16 protein-coding genes are annotated in these 18,200 nt (G+C 60.5%); 1 reads left to right on the forward strand and 15 read right to left on the reverse strand.

All coding sequences use genetic code 11. The features are described 5' to 3' along the window. Positions 1-3: 3 nt before the first annotated feature. The 9 genes from ACZ5A6_RS21320 to ACZ5A6_RS21360 all read right to left on the reverse strand — a co-directional run bounded on the left by ACZ5A6_RS21320 (position 4) and on the right by ACZ5A6_RS21360 (position 9,949). The gene (locus ACZ5A6_RS21320; protein ID WP_003518093.1) at positions 4-1,539 is read right to left on the reverse strand and encodes an ABC transporter substrate-binding protein; all 1,536 of its coding nucleotides are present in this window, start codon (positions 1,537-1,539) and stop codon (positions 4-6) included. A gap of 186 nt (positions 1,540-1,725) precedes the next feature. Beyond that, on the reverse strand, positions 1,726-2,628 hold the full coding sequence (locus tag ACZ5A6_RS21325; protein ID WP_013762298.1) for a LysR family transcriptional regulator: 903 nt from the start codon (positions 2,626-2,628) through the stop codon (positions 1,726-1,728). A 67-nt stretch (positions 2,629-2,695) separates the two neighbouring features. Further along, positions 2,696-3,445, reverse strand: coding sequence for an ABC transporter ATP-binding protein (locus ACZ5A6_RS21330; RefSeq protein ID WP_003518095.1), 750 nt, complete (start codon positions 3,443-3,445; stop codon positions 2,696-2,698). Continuing rightward, positions 3,442-4,278: an ABC transporter ATP-binding protein gene (locus tag ACZ5A6_RS21335; RefSeq protein ID WP_464111387.1), complete on the reverse strand. Its 837-nt coding sequence runs from the start codon at positions 4,276-4,278 to the stop codon at positions 3,442-3,444. Before ACZ5A6_RS21335 ends, ACZ5A6_RS21330 begins: the two co-directional genes overlap by 4 nt. Next, a complete protein-coding gene (gene nikC, locus ACZ5A6_RS21340; RefSeq protein WP_003518097.1) occupies positions 4,275-5,207 on the reverse strand; it encodes a nickel transporter permease in 933 nt (310 codons plus the stop codon). The genes ACZ5A6_RS21335 and nikC overlap by 4 nt, the downstream gene beginning before the upstream one ends. After that, the gene (locus ACZ5A6_RS21345) at positions 5,204-6,271 is read right to left on the reverse strand and encodes an ABC transporter permease (RefSeq protein WP_003518099.1); all 1,068 of its coding nucleotides are present in this window, start codon (positions 6,269-6,271) and stop codon (positions 5,204-5,206) included. Before ACZ5A6_RS21345 ends, nikC begins: the two co-directional genes overlap by 4 nt. Positions 6,272-6,289: 18 nt before the next feature. After that, a complete protein-coding gene (locus tag ACZ5A6_RS21350; protein ID WP_464111388.1) occupies positions 6,290-7,930 on the reverse strand; it encodes an ABC transporter substrate-binding protein in 1,641 nt (546 codons plus the stop codon). A 50-nt stretch (positions 7,931-7,980) separates the two neighbouring features. Then, on the reverse strand, positions 7,981-9,036 hold the full coding sequence (locus ACZ5A6_RS21355) for a dipeptidase (RefSeq protein WP_003518101.1): 1,056 nt from the start codon (positions 9,034-9,036) through the stop codon (positions 7,981-7,983). Between the two features lie 205 nt (positions 9,037-9,241). Then, positions 9,242-9,949: a phosphoribosyltransferase gene (locus tag ACZ5A6_RS21360; protein WP_035252713.1), complete on the reverse strand. Its 708-nt coding sequence runs from the start codon at positions 9,947-9,949 to the stop codon at positions 9,242-9,244. A gap of 207 nt (positions 9,950-10,156) precedes the next feature. Here ACZ5A6_RS21360 and ACZ5A6_RS21365 point away from each other — a divergent pair, with 207 nt between their 5' ends. Beyond that, positions 10,157-11,329, forward strand: a complete 1,173-nt coding sequence (locus ACZ5A6_RS21365; RefSeq protein ID WP_065705843.1) for a M20 aminoacylase family protein — start codon at positions 10,157-10,159, stop codon at positions 11,327-11,329. A 74-nt stretch (positions 11,330-11,403) separates the two neighbouring features. Here ACZ5A6_RS21365 and cml read toward each other — a convergent pair whose 3' ends face one another. From cml to ACZ5A6_RS21395, 6 genes are all read right to left on the reverse strand, one after another. Continuing rightward, positions 11,404-12,594 (reverse strand): CmlA/FloR family chloramphenicol efflux MFS transporter, encoded by a 1,191-nt coding sequence (cml, locus tag ACZ5A6_RS21370; RefSeq protein WP_025595074.1) that lies wholly within the window; start codon positions 12,592-12,594, stop codon positions 11,404-11,406. 213 nt (positions 12,595-12,807) lie between these two features. Next, the gene (locus tag ACZ5A6_RS21375; RefSeq protein ID WP_464111389.1) at positions 12,808-14,601 is read right to left on the reverse strand and encodes an adenine deaminase; all 1,794 of its coding nucleotides are present in this window, start codon (positions 14,599-14,601) and stop codon (positions 12,808-12,810) included. After that, positions 14,598-15,518 (reverse strand): nucleoside hydrolase, encoded by a 921-nt coding sequence (locus ACZ5A6_RS21380; RefSeq protein ID WP_003518107.1) that lies wholly within the window; start codon positions 15,516-15,518, stop codon positions 14,598-14,600. Before ACZ5A6_RS21380 ends, ACZ5A6_RS21375 begins: the two co-directional genes overlap by 4 nt. A 2-nt stretch (positions 15,519-15,520) precedes the next feature. Beyond that, entirely contained in the window at positions 15,521-16,546 is a 1,026-nt protein-coding gene (locus ACZ5A6_RS21385; RefSeq protein WP_003504741.1) for an ABC transporter ATP-binding protein, read from the reverse strand. After that, positions 16,539-17,318: an ABC transporter permease gene (locus ACZ5A6_RS21390; RefSeq protein WP_003504740.1), complete on the reverse strand. Its 780-nt coding sequence runs from the start codon at positions 17,316-17,318 to the stop codon at positions 16,539-16,541. The genes ACZ5A6_RS21385 and ACZ5A6_RS21390 overlap by 8 nt, the downstream gene beginning before the upstream one ends. Further along, entirely contained in the window at positions 17,315-18,142 is an 828-nt protein-coding gene (locus ACZ5A6_RS21395) for an ABC transporter permease (protein ID WP_003504739.1), read from the reverse strand. Before ACZ5A6_RS21395 ends, ACZ5A6_RS21390 begins: the two co-directional genes overlap by 4 nt. Between the last annotated feature and the right edge of the window lie 58 nt (positions 18,143-18,200).

Genomic DNA, 18,200 nt, shown 5'->3' on the forward strand with positions numbered 1-18,200 from the left:
ACGTCACTCTTCCCAATGCACATCCGTCAGCACATTGGACGGAATGGGTTCGTTTTCCCACAACCCCTTCAACTTCTTGTCCCAGACGCCGAGTTTCGGCATCACGAACAAGAACAGCGCCGGCACATCTTCGGCGAGGATTTTCTGGGCTTCGCCGTAAAGCTTTTCCTGCTCGGCCGCATCCGCCGTCTTTTCGACATTGGCGATGACCTCGTTGAAGGCAGGGTTCTTATAGTTGAAATAATAGGGATCACGGGAGTAGATATCGATATCCATCGGCTCAGCGTGGGCGACGATGGTCATGTCGTAATCCGCGCCCTTCAAAACATCCGCCACCCATTTTGCCGGAAATTCCGTGGTCTCGATGGTCATGGTGACACCGATTTCGGCCAACATCGCCTGGAGGATTTGCGAGGTCCGCTGGGCATAGGCCATTTGCGGGGCCTTGATCGTGAAGCTGAAACCGTCGGGGTAACCCGCTTCGGCAAGAAGCGCCTTTGCCTTGTCTATATCGTAAGAATGAACACCGGTCGTATCGATGTAACCGCGATCGTTCGGCGTGTAGTGGCTGCCGATGGCCGTGCCGTAACCCGACCATGCGCCTTCAATCACCGTGCCGCGGTCCACCGCCATCATCAGCGCCTGGCGCACGCGCTTGTCGTTGAAGGGTTTGCGGGCATTGTTCATGCCAGCCACGACCTTGAGTTCCGTATTGCCGACGAAGGTACCGAGACGCGCATCGCCGTCGAAGGACGTCATCAGTTCCGGCGCGCCGAATTCCGGGAAGGCATCGATATCGCCGGATTTCAGTGCCGCTGCCTGCGCCTGCGGATCGGAAACGAAGCGGAAGGTGGCCTTTTCAAGTTTCACCGCCACCGCCTTGTCCCAATAGGCCGCGTTCTTCTCCAATTCCACCTTGTCGCCCTTGGCCCAGTTTGCGAACTTGAACGGGCCGGTGCCGATGGGCGTGGTACGGTTATTGTCAGCGCTCTTCGGCGCAACCATGACGGAGGCCGGCCAGCCGAGCCAGTAGATCAGGCTGCCCGCCGGCTGCTTCAGCTTCAGTACCAGCGTCGCGGCATCCGGCGTTTCTATGCTCTCGATGGCGGTGAAGAAGCGTTTTTGTGGGTTTACCGACGTTTCACCGCGCGCCCTGTCGAGCGAAAATTTCGCAACAGAGGAATCGAAGGCCTCGCCGTCGTGGAAAGTAACACCCTGGCGCAGCTTGAACGTATAGGTCTTGCCATCGGCTGAAATTTCCCAGCTTTCGGCAAGCTGCGGTTTCACCTTGCCGTCGTGGTCGATGGTGACGAGACCTTCGAATATGTTCTGCCAGCTGACCTGACCGATGGCGACGGGTGCCGCAATTGTCGGGTCGAGACCCGTCGGCTCCACTGTCATGCCCAGCGTCAAGGCGGTCTTTGGCGCGGCCGCGGCGTCCGTCATCGAAAGCGGCATCCAGAGCGCCGTCCCCAGTGCAAGCGCAAGCGCGGCGCGCCGCGTAACTTTCAGCGGCTGCGAAAAATAAGTGCGTGGCATCATTGTCCCCTGTCTGGCGGCCGAGGCATTTTTGCCTTTCGAAGACCGCCCGTTGCAAAAAGAGTGTCATGTTGCAGGCGCACACACAATCGTGATTTTTGTGTGCTCCGTGTAGCTGAAATGGCTACACGGAAATACGGATGGAAATCAACCGGGATGGACAATTCTCCAGGCTGACGAATTCCCCTACCCCGCTGTCGCCTCGCGCATGAAACGCTCGATGAAATCGGCAAGCTTGGAGGCGGCGAAGGATAGTTGCCGGTCGGGCGCCACGCAGAGATCGATCTGGGTGTGGATGCCCTTCTTGCCGGAAAGCGGAACAGCAACCATCTGGCCGCTGCGGATTTCACGCGCTACCGACAAGGCAGGCAACAGCGTGGCCGCCGCATGGCCCAGAACAAGTTCCTTCAGCATTTCCAGCGAACTGGTGATAAAGACGGGATCAAGCTCGATACCGGCATCGGCAAACAGCGTATCGAAGGCCTGACGCGCCGCGAAACTCTTGTCCGGCAGGGCAAGCGGCAGGCTGGCCAGTTCCTTCAGCGAGACTTCCGCCTGCGCGGCAAGCGCATGGCCGGTCGGAAAGATAGCATCGTAACTGATACGGGTGCGCGAGCGCACTTTCACGCCGGAGACCTTGGGCGCAAAAAGGCTGACGACCAGATCCGCTTCGGCTGCACCCAGTGCTTCCATCGCCTGGCGCGCGCTGGTGATGTGCACCTCGAAGCGCAACTGCGGATATTTGAGGCTGAACTGCGCCAGCACCGGCGCCAGAAGGTTCGCAACCGTCGCGCCATTGGCATAAACGGTGACCCGGCCGCGCTGAAGCCCCTTCAGGTCATCGATCAGCTGGTGCACATGATCGAGTTCGCGCAGCGTCTTGCCGGCGCGGGCAGCCAGCAATTCCCCCGCCGCCGTCAGCTTCACGCCCCGGCTGGAACGCTCCACCAAAGGCGAGCCAAAATAATATTCGAGGTTCTCGATCTGGCGGCTGACTGCCGTCGGCGCGACATTCAGGTTTTCGGCAGCGGCGCGCATGGAATTGGTGCGGACAAGTTCGTCGAAATACATCAATGCGCGCAATTGCATGGTCGGGATACCCTGTTTTGGCCGACACTGTCCGTCATGCCGGGCTTGACCCGACTATAGCGGCAGCTCAAGCGCGCTTGAAGCCCTCGCTCGCCACCAGCAGCTGCCTGGTATAATCCGCAGTAAACTCGCGGCTTTCCAGCGCTTCCGCCTCCAGCATTTCCACCACCTTGCCGCTTTTCATCACCGCAAGGCGATCGCACATGTGGCTGATGACGCCGAGATCGTGGCTGACCATAACGAAGGTGAGGTTGCGGTCCTTGCGGGCCTGTTCCAGCAGATTGAGGATTTCCGCCTGGATGGACGCGTCGAGCGCCGAGGTCGGCTCATCCAGTAGCAGAATCTTCGGCTCGACGATCAGCGCGCGGGCAATGGCGATACGCTGCCGCTGACCGCCGGAAAGCTGGTGCGAATAGCGGAAGCGGAAACCGGTGCCGAGACCCACCTCATCAAGCGCGCGCGCGATCCGATGCTCGCGATTGTCGAGACCATGGATGACGAGTGGTTCCAGCAGCAGCGCATCCACTGTCTGGCGGGGGTGCAGGGAACCGTAAGGGTCCTGAAACACCATCTGCACATCGCTATAGAAGCTCTTGTCGCGGTGCTTGCTCGAATAGGAGCGACCGGCCACCATCAACGAGCCTTCGTCGAAATGGTTGAGGCCGGCAATCGCCCGAAGCAGCGTCGACTTGCCGGAACCGGACTCGCCGACGATACCGAAGGACTCACCCTCGGCCACATCGATGCTGACGCTGTCGAGCGCGATATATCCGTCGAAATCGACCACCATGTCTTTGATAGAAAGAACCGTGCTCATGCGCGCCACTCCGCCTTGCGTTCCAGAACCGGCAGCGGATGCCGGTGGCCGCCAATTTCCGGCAGGCAGTTCAAAAGACCCTGCGTATAGGGATGCTTCGCCTCTTTAAGATTGGCAGAAGACAGCTCCTCGACGACCTTGCCCGCATACATGACGAGAACGCGGTCGCAGAAAGACGACACCAGCCGCAGATCGTGGCTGACAAAAATCAGCCCCATGCCGCGGTCGCGAACCAGCTTGTCGAGAATATCGAGCACTTCGAGCTGCACCGTCACGTCGAGCGCGGAAGTCGGCTCATCGGCGATCAGAAGTTCCGGGCCGCAGACCAGCACCATGGCAATCATGACGCGTTGGCCCATTCCGCCGGAAACCTCGTGCGGGTAAAGATCGAACACGCGCTCGGGATCGCGGATCTGCACCGCCTCCAGCATGGCGAGCGTGCGTTGGCGCGCCTCGCCGGAACCGATGCTTTCATGGGTACGCAGCGTTTCCATGATCTGGCGGCCGATGGGCATGACCGGGTTCAACGAATATTTCGGGTCCTGCAGGATCATGGCCAGGCGCTTGCCGCGCATGAGCCGCCGCTCCTTTGCCGAAGCACCGAGAAGATCGACATCTCCGAAGCGCAACACATCGGCCTCGATGCGCGCACTTTTCGGGGTCAGCCCCATAATGGCGCGGCCGGTCTGCGATTTGCCGGAGCCGGACTCGCCGACGATGCCAAGGCGTTCGCGTCCCAGCGTGAACGAGACGCCACGCACCGCCTCCACCAGCCCGGTGCGGGTGGGGAAGGAAACGCGCAGGTTCTCGACGGTCAGAAGCGGCGCGCTCATTGGTTCGCCTCCTTGGGGTCCAGCGCATCGCGCAGGCCATCGCCCAGAAGGTTGAAACCGAGGCTGACGATCAGGATCGCAATACCCGGCATGGCGGCAACCCACCATTGATCGAGAATGAAGCGGCGTCCGGAAGCAATCATCGCGCCCCATTCCGGCAGCGGCGGCTGTGCACCGAGGCCAAGGAAGCCGAGACCGGCTGCTGTGAGGATGATGCCCGCCATATCGAGCGTGACACGCACGATGAGCGACGACATGCAAAGCGGCATGACGTGTTTCAGAACGATGCGGAACGGCGACGCGCCCATGAGCTTGACCGCCGCGATGAAATCGGAATTGCGGAAGGTCATGGTTTCGGCGCGCGCGATGCGCGCATAAGGCGGCCATGAGGTGACCGCGATGGCGAGCACCGCGTTTTCAATGCCCGGTCCAAGTGCGGCCACCAGCGCAAGCGCCAGAACCAGCTTCGGAAAGGCCAGAAAGATATCGGTGATGCGCATCAGAACGGCATCCACCCAGCCGCCGGCATAACCCGAAACGGTGCCGACGATGAGTCCGATGGGTGCGGCGATGATGGCCACCAGAAGCACGACGAACAGGGTCAGCCGCGAACCGTGGATGAGGCGCGAGAGAATATCACGCCCCTGATCGTCAGTGCCGAGCAGGTAACCTTCTGTCCCCGGAGGCAGAAGCCGGGCATTGCGCAGATCGCCCTGCACCGGATCGTGTGGTGCAAGCACATTGGCGAACAGTGCGACAAGCAGCAGCGCAATGATGATGCCGAGGCCAAGCAGCGCCAGCCGGTTTTCCGAAAAGCGCCGCCAGATGACATAGGCACGGCCTAGCCGTGCCTGCCTGCGCGAGGCAGGCCGGTCGGAGAGCAGCCATTCGCGGCTGTAGGGTTTGAGTGTATCGGTCGAAATCGTCATCGGCTGCGCGTCCTTGGGTCGAGCGTCCGGTAAAGCAGATCGGAGAAGAGATTGATGCCGACGAAGATGGCGCCGATCACGATCGTGCCGCCAAGAACGGCATTCATATCCGCATTCTGCAGGGAATTGGTGATGTAGAGGCCGAGCCCCGGCCACGCGAAGATGGTTTCGGTCAGCACCGAACCCTCCAGCAGACCGGCGTAAGATAGCGCAATCACGGTCACCAGCGGCACGGCGGCGTTGCGCAGAGCGTGAAACCAGATGATGCGCGTTTCAGAAAGCCCCTTGGCGCGCGCCGCAACGATATATTCCTGGGCGAGCTCATTCAGCATGAACGAACGCGTCATGCGGCTGATATAGGCCAGCGAAAAATAGCCGAGCAGCGAGGCGGGCAGGATGATGTGGCGGAACAGATCCCACAATACGTCCCATTGCCGTTGCCAGATCGCGTCGATCAGGAAGAAACCCGTGACCGGCGTAAAGGTGAATTCGTAGACGATATCCATCCGGCCGGGATAGGCGACCCATTGCAACCGGGCGTAAAACACCAGCAGCGCCAGGAGGCCAAGCCAGAAAATCGGCACGGAATAGCCGATAAGGCCGATGACGCGCACGACCTGGTCGGCAAAGCTGCCGCGCTTGACCGCGGCAAGCACGCCGAGCGGAATGCCAAAAACGGCGCCGATGATGGTGCCGAGCGTGGCAAGCTCTATGGTTGCCGGGAAAACCCGCTTGATATCCTCCATCACCGGGTTGGTGGTGAGGACTGAGATGCCGAAATCACCCGACAGCGCCTGCTTCAGATAGATGAAGAACTGCTGCCAGAGCGGCAGGTTGAGGCCGAGCTGCTCACGCACGCGCTCGACCACATGCGCAGGCGCGCGGTCGCCGACGATCGCCAGTGCGGGATCGATCGGCACAACGCGGCCAATGAAAAATGTGACCGCCATCAGCCCCAGAAAGGTGGTGATGACGGTGACGGCGAAGCCGAGAATGGCCTTCGCGCGGGCGTTGGCACGGCGTTTGCCCTGCCTCGCCCGGCTATTTGCTTCAACGATGCTCAAGAGACCGATCCTTCCGGATCATTCCTTGGAGATCGTATAGACATAGTTGGTGTCGAAGCTCGGTCCGAGCTTCAGGCCCTTGAGCTTCGCGGAGTATCCCGCCACTTCCGTCTGCTGGAAGATGATGACGAACGGGCCTTTTTCGAGAACTTCCTTCTGGAGGTTCTGATAGATGGCGGCGCGCTTGGCATTATCCTTTTCCAGAAGTGCCGACTGCGTTTCCTTCGTCAACTCCGGAACGTCCCAGGCGTTACGCCAGGCAAGCGTCTTGTTCTTGCCTTCTTCGGAGTTGTCGTAGTTGATCGTGAAGGTCTCGGCATTCGAGTTCGGGTCGAAATAGTCCGAACCCCACTGGCCGATGTAGATATCGTGCGTGCGGGCGCGATACTTGGTAAGCGTCTGCTTGCCGTCGCCGGGAATGATTTCCAGCTTGATGCCAGCCTGCGCCAGCGTCTGCTGTACGCTTTCGGCAATGCCGGTCACCGGCTGCGTGTTGCGCACATCCATGGTCACGGTGAAGCCGTCCTTCAGACCAGCCTTCGCCAGCAGTTCCTTGGCCTTGGCGACGTCGAGCTTGTATGGGTTCTCGTCAAGCGCGCCGAGCTGGCCCTTTGGCAGGAAGGTCTGGTGGATTTCGCCGATGCCCTTGATGATCGTCGCGCCGATCGCGTCGTAGTCGACGAGATATTTAAAGGCCTCAACGACCTCAGGCTTCTTCAGGTTCTCGTTCTTCTGGTTGAGGCTGAAGTAATAAACGGTGCCCTTGGGCGCGGAGGTGACGGCAAGGCCTTCCTTCTTGGAAACGGCTTCCATATCACCCGGCTCGAGGTTGCGGGCAACGTCGATATCACCGTTTTCAAGCGCCAGGCGCTGGCCGGAGCTTTCCTTCATGTGACGATAGACCACGCGCTTCAACTTCGGCTTCTCACCGTAATAGTTGGGGTTGGCCTCCAGAATGACGGCTTCGTTGGCCTTCCAGCCAAGGATCTTGTAGGGGCCGGAACCGGCATAACCTGTTTTCAGGAACGCATTGCCGAAATCGGTCTCGTATTTGTAATCGGCGCTCGGCGTGACGGGCTTGGCCTTTTCGGTCACCAGCTTCTTGTCGACAACTGCGGCAACGGTCGCGGTCAGAACGTTCAGCACGAAGCTCGGTGCGTAGGGCTTGTCGACCGTCAGTACGAAGGTGTTGGCATCCGTCGCTTTCGCCTTCTCAGTGACGTTGTCGCCCTTGAGACCGAACTGCGTCAGAAGGAATGCTGGCGACTTGTCGAGCTTGATGGCACGTTCAAAGGAAAAGGCAACATCATCTGCCGTCACCGGATTGCCGGAGGCGAATTTCAGGCCGGTCTTCAGCTTGAAGGTATAGGTGAGACCGTCTTCAGAGGTCGTCCAGCTCTCGGCCAGATCGCCGATCACCTTGGAGGTGTCGTTGAGATCGATGGAAACCAGCTTGCTGTAGGTGTTGCCAGTAACTTCAGCTGCCGAAAGCTCGAATGCCTCACCCGGATCGAGCGTGATGATGTCGTCGATGGCGAAACCTTCAACCAGCGTATCGGCCGGCGTGGCGGCAAAAGCGTGCGGCGCAGACAGCATCATCAGCGACAGAGCAGCGCTGGTGCTGAGGATACGCATGGACTTGTTGAGCGATTTGATCATAGGATCTCCCCTTTTGTTATGAGATTGATTTAGTTCGCTTTTATTTGCCTTCAGGCCGGCTCGTGCCAGGCCTGGGATAGGACGCGCAGCCAGTTTTCCCGGCATATTTTAGCAAGTTCTCCATCACCGTAGCCCGCCGATTTCAGCGCCGCAACCAGATTGTGGTTGCCGCTGGCATCGGCAACGCCAACGGGTACCGTCGCGCCGTCGAAATCCGATCCGAGCGCCACGCAATCGACGCCCATACGCTCCACCATGTAGTCGATGTGGCGCACCATGTCGGAAAGCGGCGTGTCGGCAATGTCGCGCGCATCCGCCCGCAACATGGTGACCGCGTAGTTGAGACCCACCAGACCGCCGCTCTCCTTGATGGCATCCATCTGCCGGTCAGTAAGATTGCGGGCGACGGGGGTGAGCGCATGTGCGTTGGAATGGCTGGCGATCAAAGGCTGGTTCGTGGTCTTCGCCACATCCCAGAAGCCCTTTTCGGTGATGTGGGCGAGATCGATGAGAATGCCGAGCCGGTTGCACTCCTTGACCAGCGCAAAACCGGCATCGGTAAGGCCGGGCGCGGTATCGGGCGACATTGGATAGGAGAAGGGAACGCCGTGACCGAAAATATTGTGCCGGCTCCAGACCGGACCGAGCGAACGCAGGCCGGCGGCATAAAAAACCTCAAGCGCATCGAGATCGGCACCGATCGCCTCACAGCCTTCCATGTGCAGCACGGCCGCGAAAATATCCTCGGCAAAGGCCTTGCGGATATCGGCCGTCGAGCGGCAAAGGCGCCAGGCGCCGGCACGGTCAAGCCTGAGCGCGATCGCAGCCTTTTCCATCGCAATATCGAGCGAGGGCTGGCGTTCGAGCGGCGCCGCAAGCGGTGTATCGTAATGACCCTGCGCGTCCGGCTCCTGCAGGACCAGATCGCCGGAGGGAATGTAGATGGCGCAGATGCCGCCGCCGAGACCGCCTGCACGTGCACGCGGACCGTCGATATGGCCTTCGCGGGTACCGTTCTTGAATTCAGCCACCGGATCGCCACCGGCCTTGCTGTTGCGCCACAACCGAAGCAGCACATCATTATGACCGTCGAACACTGCATGCATGTCAAGAAATTCCAGTAAGCGGCAAAACCAAAGGGGGCGGGCAGACGCCGGAATAACACCGCGCGAGAGCAAACCGGCGCATTTTTCGCCGACTGCTATAGTCTGTCAGAAACGATCTTAGGACGATCTCTCACGGCTCCGCAAGACGCAAATTAGGCAACGATGAAATTATCACCACTTGCCTTTTGCCGGGAATTGCGCAACGTCAAGCCTGCCAGCCGCCTACGGCTTTTTTCAGCAGCGGCGTCGCGAAAACACCCCTCACCCGCTCCGGCCATTCCGGCCCGAAAGCAGCGATTTTTTGCACCCAGCGATCCGATTGCAGCATGGCAGCGCCGATTGCCACCGGCTTGATGCCGGATGAGGCGAGAAGCGAAAGACCTGAAATGATGGAACTGCCGCTGGAGATGACATCGTCCACCAGCGCCACCCGCCTGCCCTCGATGAGTGGCAACATGCGCGGATCGATGTAAAGCCGTTTTTCCTGCTTGGTGGTGATGGAGGACATCGGCACCGACAATTCCTCCAGATACCAGAATTTGCGCGAAGTGCCGAGCGGCACATATCGTGAATGGCCGAGGTGACGGGCAACGGCTGCGGCAAGCGTGAGCCCCAGAGTCGGCAGGCCGATCACGACATCTGGCTTGAGGGGGCGAAGCTTTTCCGCCAGGTCGGCGGCCAGCACTTCCAGCACGTCAAAAGAGGCCTGATTGACGATGAGCGAGGCGAGCGCATGTTCGCCATCCGCCAAGGGCCGGATCGGCAGGCAGATCTGCCGCCCGTCATCCAGCTCCGCCGGAAAGAAAGCCGAATGCGGGCCTGTCGTATCGAATGAACGGGGCGGAAGAACATCCTGCCAGAACTCATGCGGCGCGGCGGGGGATGATGCGGCGGGCGATGCGGATTGCGGCATCGGTTTTCCTTTCAGAAGCGGGACGGCAAAAGCGGAAGTGATTTTCATCCGCGCCATCCCCGTTCGGCATATCAGGCATTTCGACAACCGCAGGCATGCGGCGGGTTCATTTCATTGGGTTTTTCAGCTAGAAGGAAACAAAGCAACAGGCATCGGACAAGCCCACCTATGGCGTGGGTTTTCCCCATATTCAAGGACAAGCTACCCATGAGACTGCTGGACCGCATCGGCGAGGACCTGCCATTCCTGACGGAGCTTCGCCACGACCTCCACGCCCATCCGGAACTGGGCTTTGAAGAGGAGAGAACCAGCGCCATCGTCGCCGATCTTCTCGAAAGGGCGGGAGTGAAGGTGCATCGCGGCTTGGGCGGCACCGGCGTGGTCGGCACGCTGCAGGTGGGCAACGGCACCCGCAGCATCGGTCTTCGCGCCGACATGGATGCGCTGGCCATGCCGGAAATTCCCGACCGGCCCTATAAATCGAAGTTCCCCGGCAAGATGCATGCCTGCGGCCATGACGGCCACACCGCCATGCTGCTGGGCGCTGCGCGTTATCTCGCCAGTACCCGCGATTTTTCCGGCACCGTCCATTTCATCTTCCAGCCGGCCGAGGAAGGCCGTGGCGGCGCCAAGAAAATGGTTGAGGACGGGCTTTTCGACCTGTTTCCCTGCGATGCAGTTTATGGCCTGCACAACATGCCGGGGCTTGGCATTGACGAAATGGCCGTGGTGGAAGGACCGCAGCTTGCCTCTTCCGATAGCTGGCGCGTCACCTTCAGGGGCATTGGCACCCACGGCGCCAAGCCGCATCTCGGCCGCGATCCGGTAACGGCGGCGGGCACCTTCCTCGCTTCGCTGCAAAGCATCGTCGGCCGCGTCGTCGATCCGCTGCAACCTGCCGTCGTCAGCGCCTGCTCGGTGCAGGCGGGTGACCCCAAGGCGCTCAACGTCATTCCCGATATCGTCGAAATCGGCGGCACCGCACGCGCCTACGCGCCTGAGGTGCGCAGCCAGCTTGAAACGGAAATCGGCAGGCTCGCCAAGGGTACGGCGGCGATGTTCGGCATCGAGGCAAGCTATGAATTCATCCGCCGCATTCCGCCCGTCATCAACGATGCCGATGCGACGAAACGGGCGCTGCGAGCCGCCAAGACCGTCTTCGGCAACAAATCCCGCACCGCCTTCCCGCCCTCGACCGCCGGCGACGACTTCGCCTTTTTCGCGGGCGAAGCCCCCGGCTGCTACGTCTGGCTCGGCAACGGCCCGGCGGTGGATGGCGCGCTGCACCACAACACCTCCTACGACTTCAACGACGCGGCAATCGTTCCCGGCGTCGCTTTCTGGGCAACACTGGTGGAGCAGGAACTGGCGGCGGAATAAGGCCGAAAGCCACTTTTTGCATTCCCAAATCTGAAAAGCCGGGCAGCGGCAGACGCGCTGCCCGGCTTTCTCGCTCAGATATTCCGGCGGTTCAACAAATATAGCGCCGTCAGGACAAGGCAGGCCATGATCGATGAATAGGCGATCACCGGCCATGCCGCATCACCCGGCAGAATGACGACAGCCAAGGTGCCCGCTATTCCCACAAACAGACTTTGAATGCAGAAATAGAAGGCGACGGCTGTTCCAGCCATGTGCCCGAACTCCTCCAGCGCGCCATTGGCGGTGACTGAAACCGTAAAAACGATTCCGACCGCCATGACCCACATCGGTACGATAAACGTCAAAAATGACGGAACCGCCCCGACTTCACCTGCAGTGAACAGAAACGCCCCCACCAACAACAGGGCCATGCCCCTCACGAGACTGCCCTGCACACCCCATCTGGCAACGAAAAACTTCGCAAAACGGGTGGTAACGATCATTGCGATTGCGACGGTTGCAAAAGCCAGGCTGAACTCCACCTCGGAGAGACCTGCCCTGCCGATCATGACGAGCGGAGCGGTGGAGAAGAATACGAAAAACGTTCCCATGGCAGTGCTGAACCCAAGCGTATAGGTCCAGAAGCGACCACTGCCCAACATGCGCAAAGGCGATGGGCGTGACATCGTTGCCGTCGCCGGTCGGGTTTCGCTCCAGTTCATCCCTGCGGCAACCGTCGCAATGAAAGCTGCCGCGCCCAGGGTGACGAAGATGGCACGCCAGCCGAATTCATTGGCGATGACCGCCCCGACAATCGGACCGAGTGCCGGGACGAATGCGAGAATGGAGCTGAACGTTCCGTATATCGTCGTTGCTTCTGGACGATCCGCATAGACGTCGCGAACGGTGGCGAAAGTGGCGACCAATGCCGCCGCCGCTCCAGCCGACTGAAGGAACCGGAAAACGATAAAGGCGCTCGCCGTTGTCACAGCTGCGAGGCAGAACGAGGCCACGACGAACAGCAGGGCACCGCCGATCAAGACGGGCCGGCGGCCGATGCGGTCGGAGATGGGGCCAAACACGATTTGCCCAAGGCCGAGCATCACCATGTAAACGGTGAGCGTGAGTTGAACCACCACCGGTGTCGTGCCGAGGGCTTCCGGCATGATGGGGACGACCGGCAGGTAAATATCCATGGCCAGCGAGGCGAGAATATCAAAGGGAGCCATGAGCAGCATTGCTGCCAACAGCGATCTCCCCCAAACGGGAGTTGGAATAGACATTAGAATTGATCCGCTCAAATGAGGACATTTGGCGGCGTCTGCCCGAAGAAACAGGGATCGTTCGACAGAACGCCGCAACAACGAAATATCGTCGTTGCGGCTTACTTATCTGATGACTTCGAGGCACCCATGTTCAACATCCATATAGAGCGACAGGTAAACAGGGGTTGGATTTAGCAATATGCCGGCTTTTTGGCAACGCTCGACCCTGGTTTACCCCACCACCGCAATCACCGGGCTTTCCATCACCCGTCCCGTCAACACATCGGCAATGCCCATATCCGTCTGGTGCGGGCCGATATTGCAGGCGAGCGTGGCGCCGAAGCAGGCCTTGAAGACGAGATAGGGCGGCTGCCACTCCACCACCTTGCCGACAGCGGTGCGTAATTCCTCTAAAGCCTGTGCCACGTCTTCAAGCGGCGCATCGGAAACGAGGCCTGAGAGCGGCAGGGGTAAAAGCGCGGTCACCTTACCCTCAGAGGCGACAGCCATGCCGCCGCCTGTCGCAATCACCGCATTGGCGGCCAGCGCCATGTCTTCGGGATTACCGCCGAAGACAGTGAGGTTGTGGCTGTCATGCGAGACGGTGGTGGCGAAGGCGCCGTTCCAGCGTCCCCAGCCGGTAAGGAAGCCGGTCCTGGTAACTGGCTCGGCTTTGCCGTGGCGGTGGGTGACGGAAATCATCGTGGCGCCTTCGGGGGGAACGACGAAACCATCCTTCACCTCGGCTTCCACCTCGCCCCATTGCGTGAAGCGTGGGCGGTCGATGGTGGCAAGGCGCACCCTTGCGCCCTCGCAGGCAACCCGGAAATCATCGGCTGCGCGCAGCGGCAGCTTCATCGAGCCTTCGAGCGCCGCCGCATCGCAGGCTGGATTGTCGACGAGCATATGCCCGGCTTCCGCAACCGCCCTGCCACCGGCCAAGACATGACGGGGTGAAAAACCACTCAAATCCTCGAAAACGACGATATCGGCACGGCGACCGGCGGCGATGAGGCCGAGATCGGCACGGCCAAGCCTTTGCGCAGCATTCAGTGTTGCGGCGCGCAGCGCCCATTCCGGCTTCAGGCCATAACGGACAAGGCGGCGCACCACATCATCCAGCCCGCCGCCCCGCAACAGATCGTCCGGGAAAACATCGTCAGTGCAGAGCGTCAGCGTCTGCGGCAGGTGGCCGAGCGCATTCAGCGCCTCCACAAATTCCGGCAGCAGATGATCGTGCGAGCCGCGCAGCTCGATGGTCAACCCCGCCCGAAGCTTCGCCATCAAGTCTTCAGCCGAGACCAGCTCGTGATCGGAAGAAACGCCTGCCACCATGAAGGCGTTGAGATCGGCGTCCTTCAGGCCGCGCGCATGGCCACAGATCAGCTTTTCCGAGACAAGACCGGCCTGTACGATGCCGCTCATGCGCGGATCGCGTTCGATGACGCCGCGCATGTTCATGATTTCCGCAACCCCGCCAATCTGCGGCCATGACAGGATATCAGCGAGAATTCCGGCATCGAAATCAGCGCCGCCGCGCTCCAGCCCCGGTGCTGATGGCACTGAGGAGGGTGCAAGCAGAATGGCGCGCAGCGGCAGGTTTTCGATGGATTTCGCCGCCCAGCGCACCCCTTCGACACCATGGACATTGCCGAATTCATGCGGGTCCCAGACGATAGTCGTGACGCCGCGGGCAACCACTGCTGCCGCATAGGCAGCGGGCGTTATCATCGAGCTTTCGATGTGCATATGCGTGTCGATCAGGCCGGGCGAGACAAAGGCGCCCGACGCGTCGACGAGCTGCGCAGCATCGCTGCGGCTTGCCGGTTCGTGAACGCTGGCGATTAGCGGACCGACAATGCCGATATCAGCGGCGCGAATCTCCCCCGTCACCACATCCACCAGCGTTCCGCCGGTAATGAGAACATCGAAAGCCGCATCGCCGCGCGCAGCGGCAACCGCGCGGGCGCGCAGCGCATCGTCGTTAAGATCGACCGGCTCGCGTATCGGGGATTGTGCACTCATCGGGCAGCCTCGCGGCGCAACGCCTCGAGAACCGCAGCCTTTGCCGCTTCGGCATTCACGGTGTCGGCGAAATGCGCGTTGAAGGCGGCAACCTTGTCGGCACGCGGCTCAACCACCGTTCGCCCGCGCGTTAGCGCCGCGTGAAGCTCGACATCGATCCGCGTATGGCGCCAGCCAAGCAGCTCGGAGGTGAAGCCGACAGCGGCAACGGGATCGTAAAGCGCCATGGCCGGTCTGCCGCGTCTCGTGGCGATGCCGATGAAACCTTCCAACAGGTCGGCAATCAGGCCGGCGTTTTTGCCGCCAGCATTTCGGATCGGCAGCACATCGGCTGGCGAGGCGGTGACCTTGCGGCAGGCGTCCAGATCGACCATGCGCAGCGGCAGGTCATGGGAAAGCACGATGGCCAGCGCTTCCGGATCGGCAAAGGCGTTGAATTCGGCAGATGCGGTGTGGTTGCCGCTCGTCACGCCGCCACCCATCCAGGTCAGATCGGAAATTTTCGCGGCAAGATCGGGCCGGGCAAGGCAAAGGGCGGCGATATTGGTAAGCGGGCCGAGCGCGAGGATACGCTTTTCGCCTGCCCCCTCAAGCCAGCCGCACAGCGCAGTGAAAGCGTCGCTTTGCGGCAAAGCGGGGGCATCCGGCAGGCTACGGCCGACGGTCGGAATGCCGCTGTCACCCAGAATGCATTGTGCGGTTTCGAGCGCGCCAAGGACGGGTTTGGCACGGCCCTGATGGAGCGGCATGGACCAGCCGAAGGCGGCGACCGCGCCTGCGGCGTTGCTGCAGACAACATCCAGCGTCGCATTGCCGAAGACCAGCGAAATGCCGTCTATGGCAAGGCCTGCCGATTGCACCACCATGATGGCGGCGATATCGTCAAAGCCCATATCAGTATCGATCCACACACCCATGATCAGCCAAACACCTTGAGGCTTGCCGCCTTTTCGACCGGAAGGTCGAAGGCGAGCGTATCACCGATCGTATGGGCGGTCAGCGCAGCGTCGGTCTCCGCCTTGATGGGACCAAGCAGCGTATCCAGCAGGTACTCACGGGTATTTCCGGCAAAGGATGTGCCGCGCACGGTTCCCTGGAAAGGACCTGAACCAAGGGTGACCATGCGCGGCCGCCAGGCCAGTCCAGATGCTGAAGGGACTGGTCCGGTAAGCGGTGTTGTGCCGTTTTCGGTTTTCAACGCGCCGCCTTCCAGCGCGAAGATATTTTCAAAGCCGACGAAATCCGCCACGAAGGCGGAAACCGGCGCATTATAGATCTCTTCCGGCGTACCGATCTGCTCAATCTTGCCGCCCTTCATGACGACAATACGGTCGGCCAGTGCGAGCGCCTCGATCTGGTCATGGGTGACGAAGATCATCGTCACACCGGTTTCCTTCTGCACGCGCTGCAATTCGGTGCGCATTTCAAGCCTGAGGCGCGCATCAAGGTTGGAGAGCGGTTCATCGAGCAGCAGCACCTTCGGCTCCATGACCATGGAGCGCGCCAGCGCCACGCGCTGCTGCTGGCCGCCGGAAAGCTCGGCCGGCTTGCGCGATGCGAAGTTCGATAATCCCACGGACTTCAGGCCGGAGGCGACCTTGTCATCAAGCGCCTTGCCGTTCATGCCCTTGAGTTTGAGGCCGAAGGCCACGTTTTCGTAAACCGTCAGGTGCGGAAACAGCGCATAGGACTGAAACACCAGCCCGACAGCGCGCTTGTTGGCGGCGACGCGGGTGATATCGGCGCCGTCGAGATCGATGCGCCCGCCCGCCACCGGCATCAGCCCGGCAATGGCGCGCATCGTGGTGGTCTTGCCACAGCCGGAAGGACCGAGCAGCGCGAGAAGTTCACCCTTGCGGATATCGAGGTCGAGATCCTTGACGGCGATGCTGTTGCCGTAGGCGAGCGAGACTTTTTGAAGCGAAAGGTAATTTGCGTCAGACATAACGGGAGAACCCCAGAAAACGTTCGGCCAGGAAGACGATGCCGATGGAAAGGAAGGCGAGCAGCGATGAGAGTGCAGCGACAGACGGATCGAAGACGATTTCCATGTAGCCCAGCATGTCGATGGGCAACGTGCGCACGCCCGGACCCGACAGGAACAGCGACACGGGCACCTGATTGAAACTCGTCACGAAACCGAGGATGAAGGCCGACAGGATACCACCGCGAATATTGGGCAGCACCACACGGAAAAATGCGCCAAACCGCGACGAGCCGAGCAGCACCGCCGCCTCCTCGATATCCGAACGCAGATTGTTGAGGCTGGCCGAAACCACCCGTACCGCATAGGGCAGGATGAGCGCCGTGTGCGCGAGAAACAGGGCAAGCGTGATGCCGATGCCGAAGGGCACGACGAAATAGCGCAACAGCGCCAGACCGACGATGATACCCGGCACGATGATCGGCGCCGAAACGATCGTGCGCACGGTTTCCGCAAAGGGCAGCTTGTAGCGCGACATGGCGTAGGAAGCGGGAATACCGAGGACGAGCGCCGTGAATGTGCCGCCGATGGCAAGGAACATCGACATCGCGAAGCTTTCGCGGAAACTTTCGACGGTGAAGACCTTCGCGATCCATTTCAGTGAAAAGCCCTGCGGCGGAAAGGCGAGCGTGTCGCCGGCCGAAAACGAGGCCGCAACGATGATGAGGAACGGCCCGATCAGGAAGCCGACAACGAGCAGGAGCGTGAGCGGAATGAAGAGCTGCCGGGTCATTTCTTGTTCCTTGCGGTGGCGATGCGCTTCAGCAGGATATTGGCGGCAAAGCTCATGACGATCAGGATGAAGGCGATGACGCTGGCGGCGACGAAATTGTTGGAGACCGTCACCTGCTGATAGAGCAGGGTTTCCAGCATCAGCACCTTGGAGCCGCCGAGAATGGCCGGCGTGATATAGGCCGTGAGCGAACCGGTGAAGACCAGCGTGCCGCCGACAACAAGCCCCTCCTTGGTGAGCGGCAGGATGACCTTCCAGAACACCTGCAGCCAGTTTGCGCCGAGAACGCGGGCGGCTGCGATCGTATCCTTGGGCATATTCTCCAGCGCACTGATGAGGGAAATGATCATCAATGGCAGGAACAATTGCAGAAGGCCGATGAAAACAGCCGTTTCGGAAAACAGTATACGGATCGGCGCATCGCTCAGTCCTACCGCCTGAAGCGCCTGGTTGACGATGCCGGTTCTGCCGAGAATGACGATCCAGGCATAGGTTCGGGCAACCGGCGAGATCATCAGCGGCAAGACGACCAGATTGACGACATGTCCTTTCGCGCCCTGCGACAGATTGACGATGGCGAAAGCCGCCGCATAACCCACCACCGCAGATACAATGGTGACGAGCGCGCCAAGCTTCAGGGTGCGCAGGAAAACCGCCCTGTTCAGCGGATCGGAGAAGAAATCGGCGTAAGCGGACAATGTCCAGCCGTCAGTGGTGTGAAAGCCCTCCGACAGAAGCATGAAGACCGGCACAAGAAAGACCGCCGCCGCGAAAATAGCGGCGGGCAATGCAAGCGCCAGCGCTTCGGCCCGGTTCTGAAACATCGCTTTATTCCCTGAACGGCCTGCGGCCGATTGTTACTGCAAGCGGTCATGGCCAGCT

The sequence above is a fragment of the Agrobacterium sp. 6Ca8 genome (assembly GCF_055382765.1).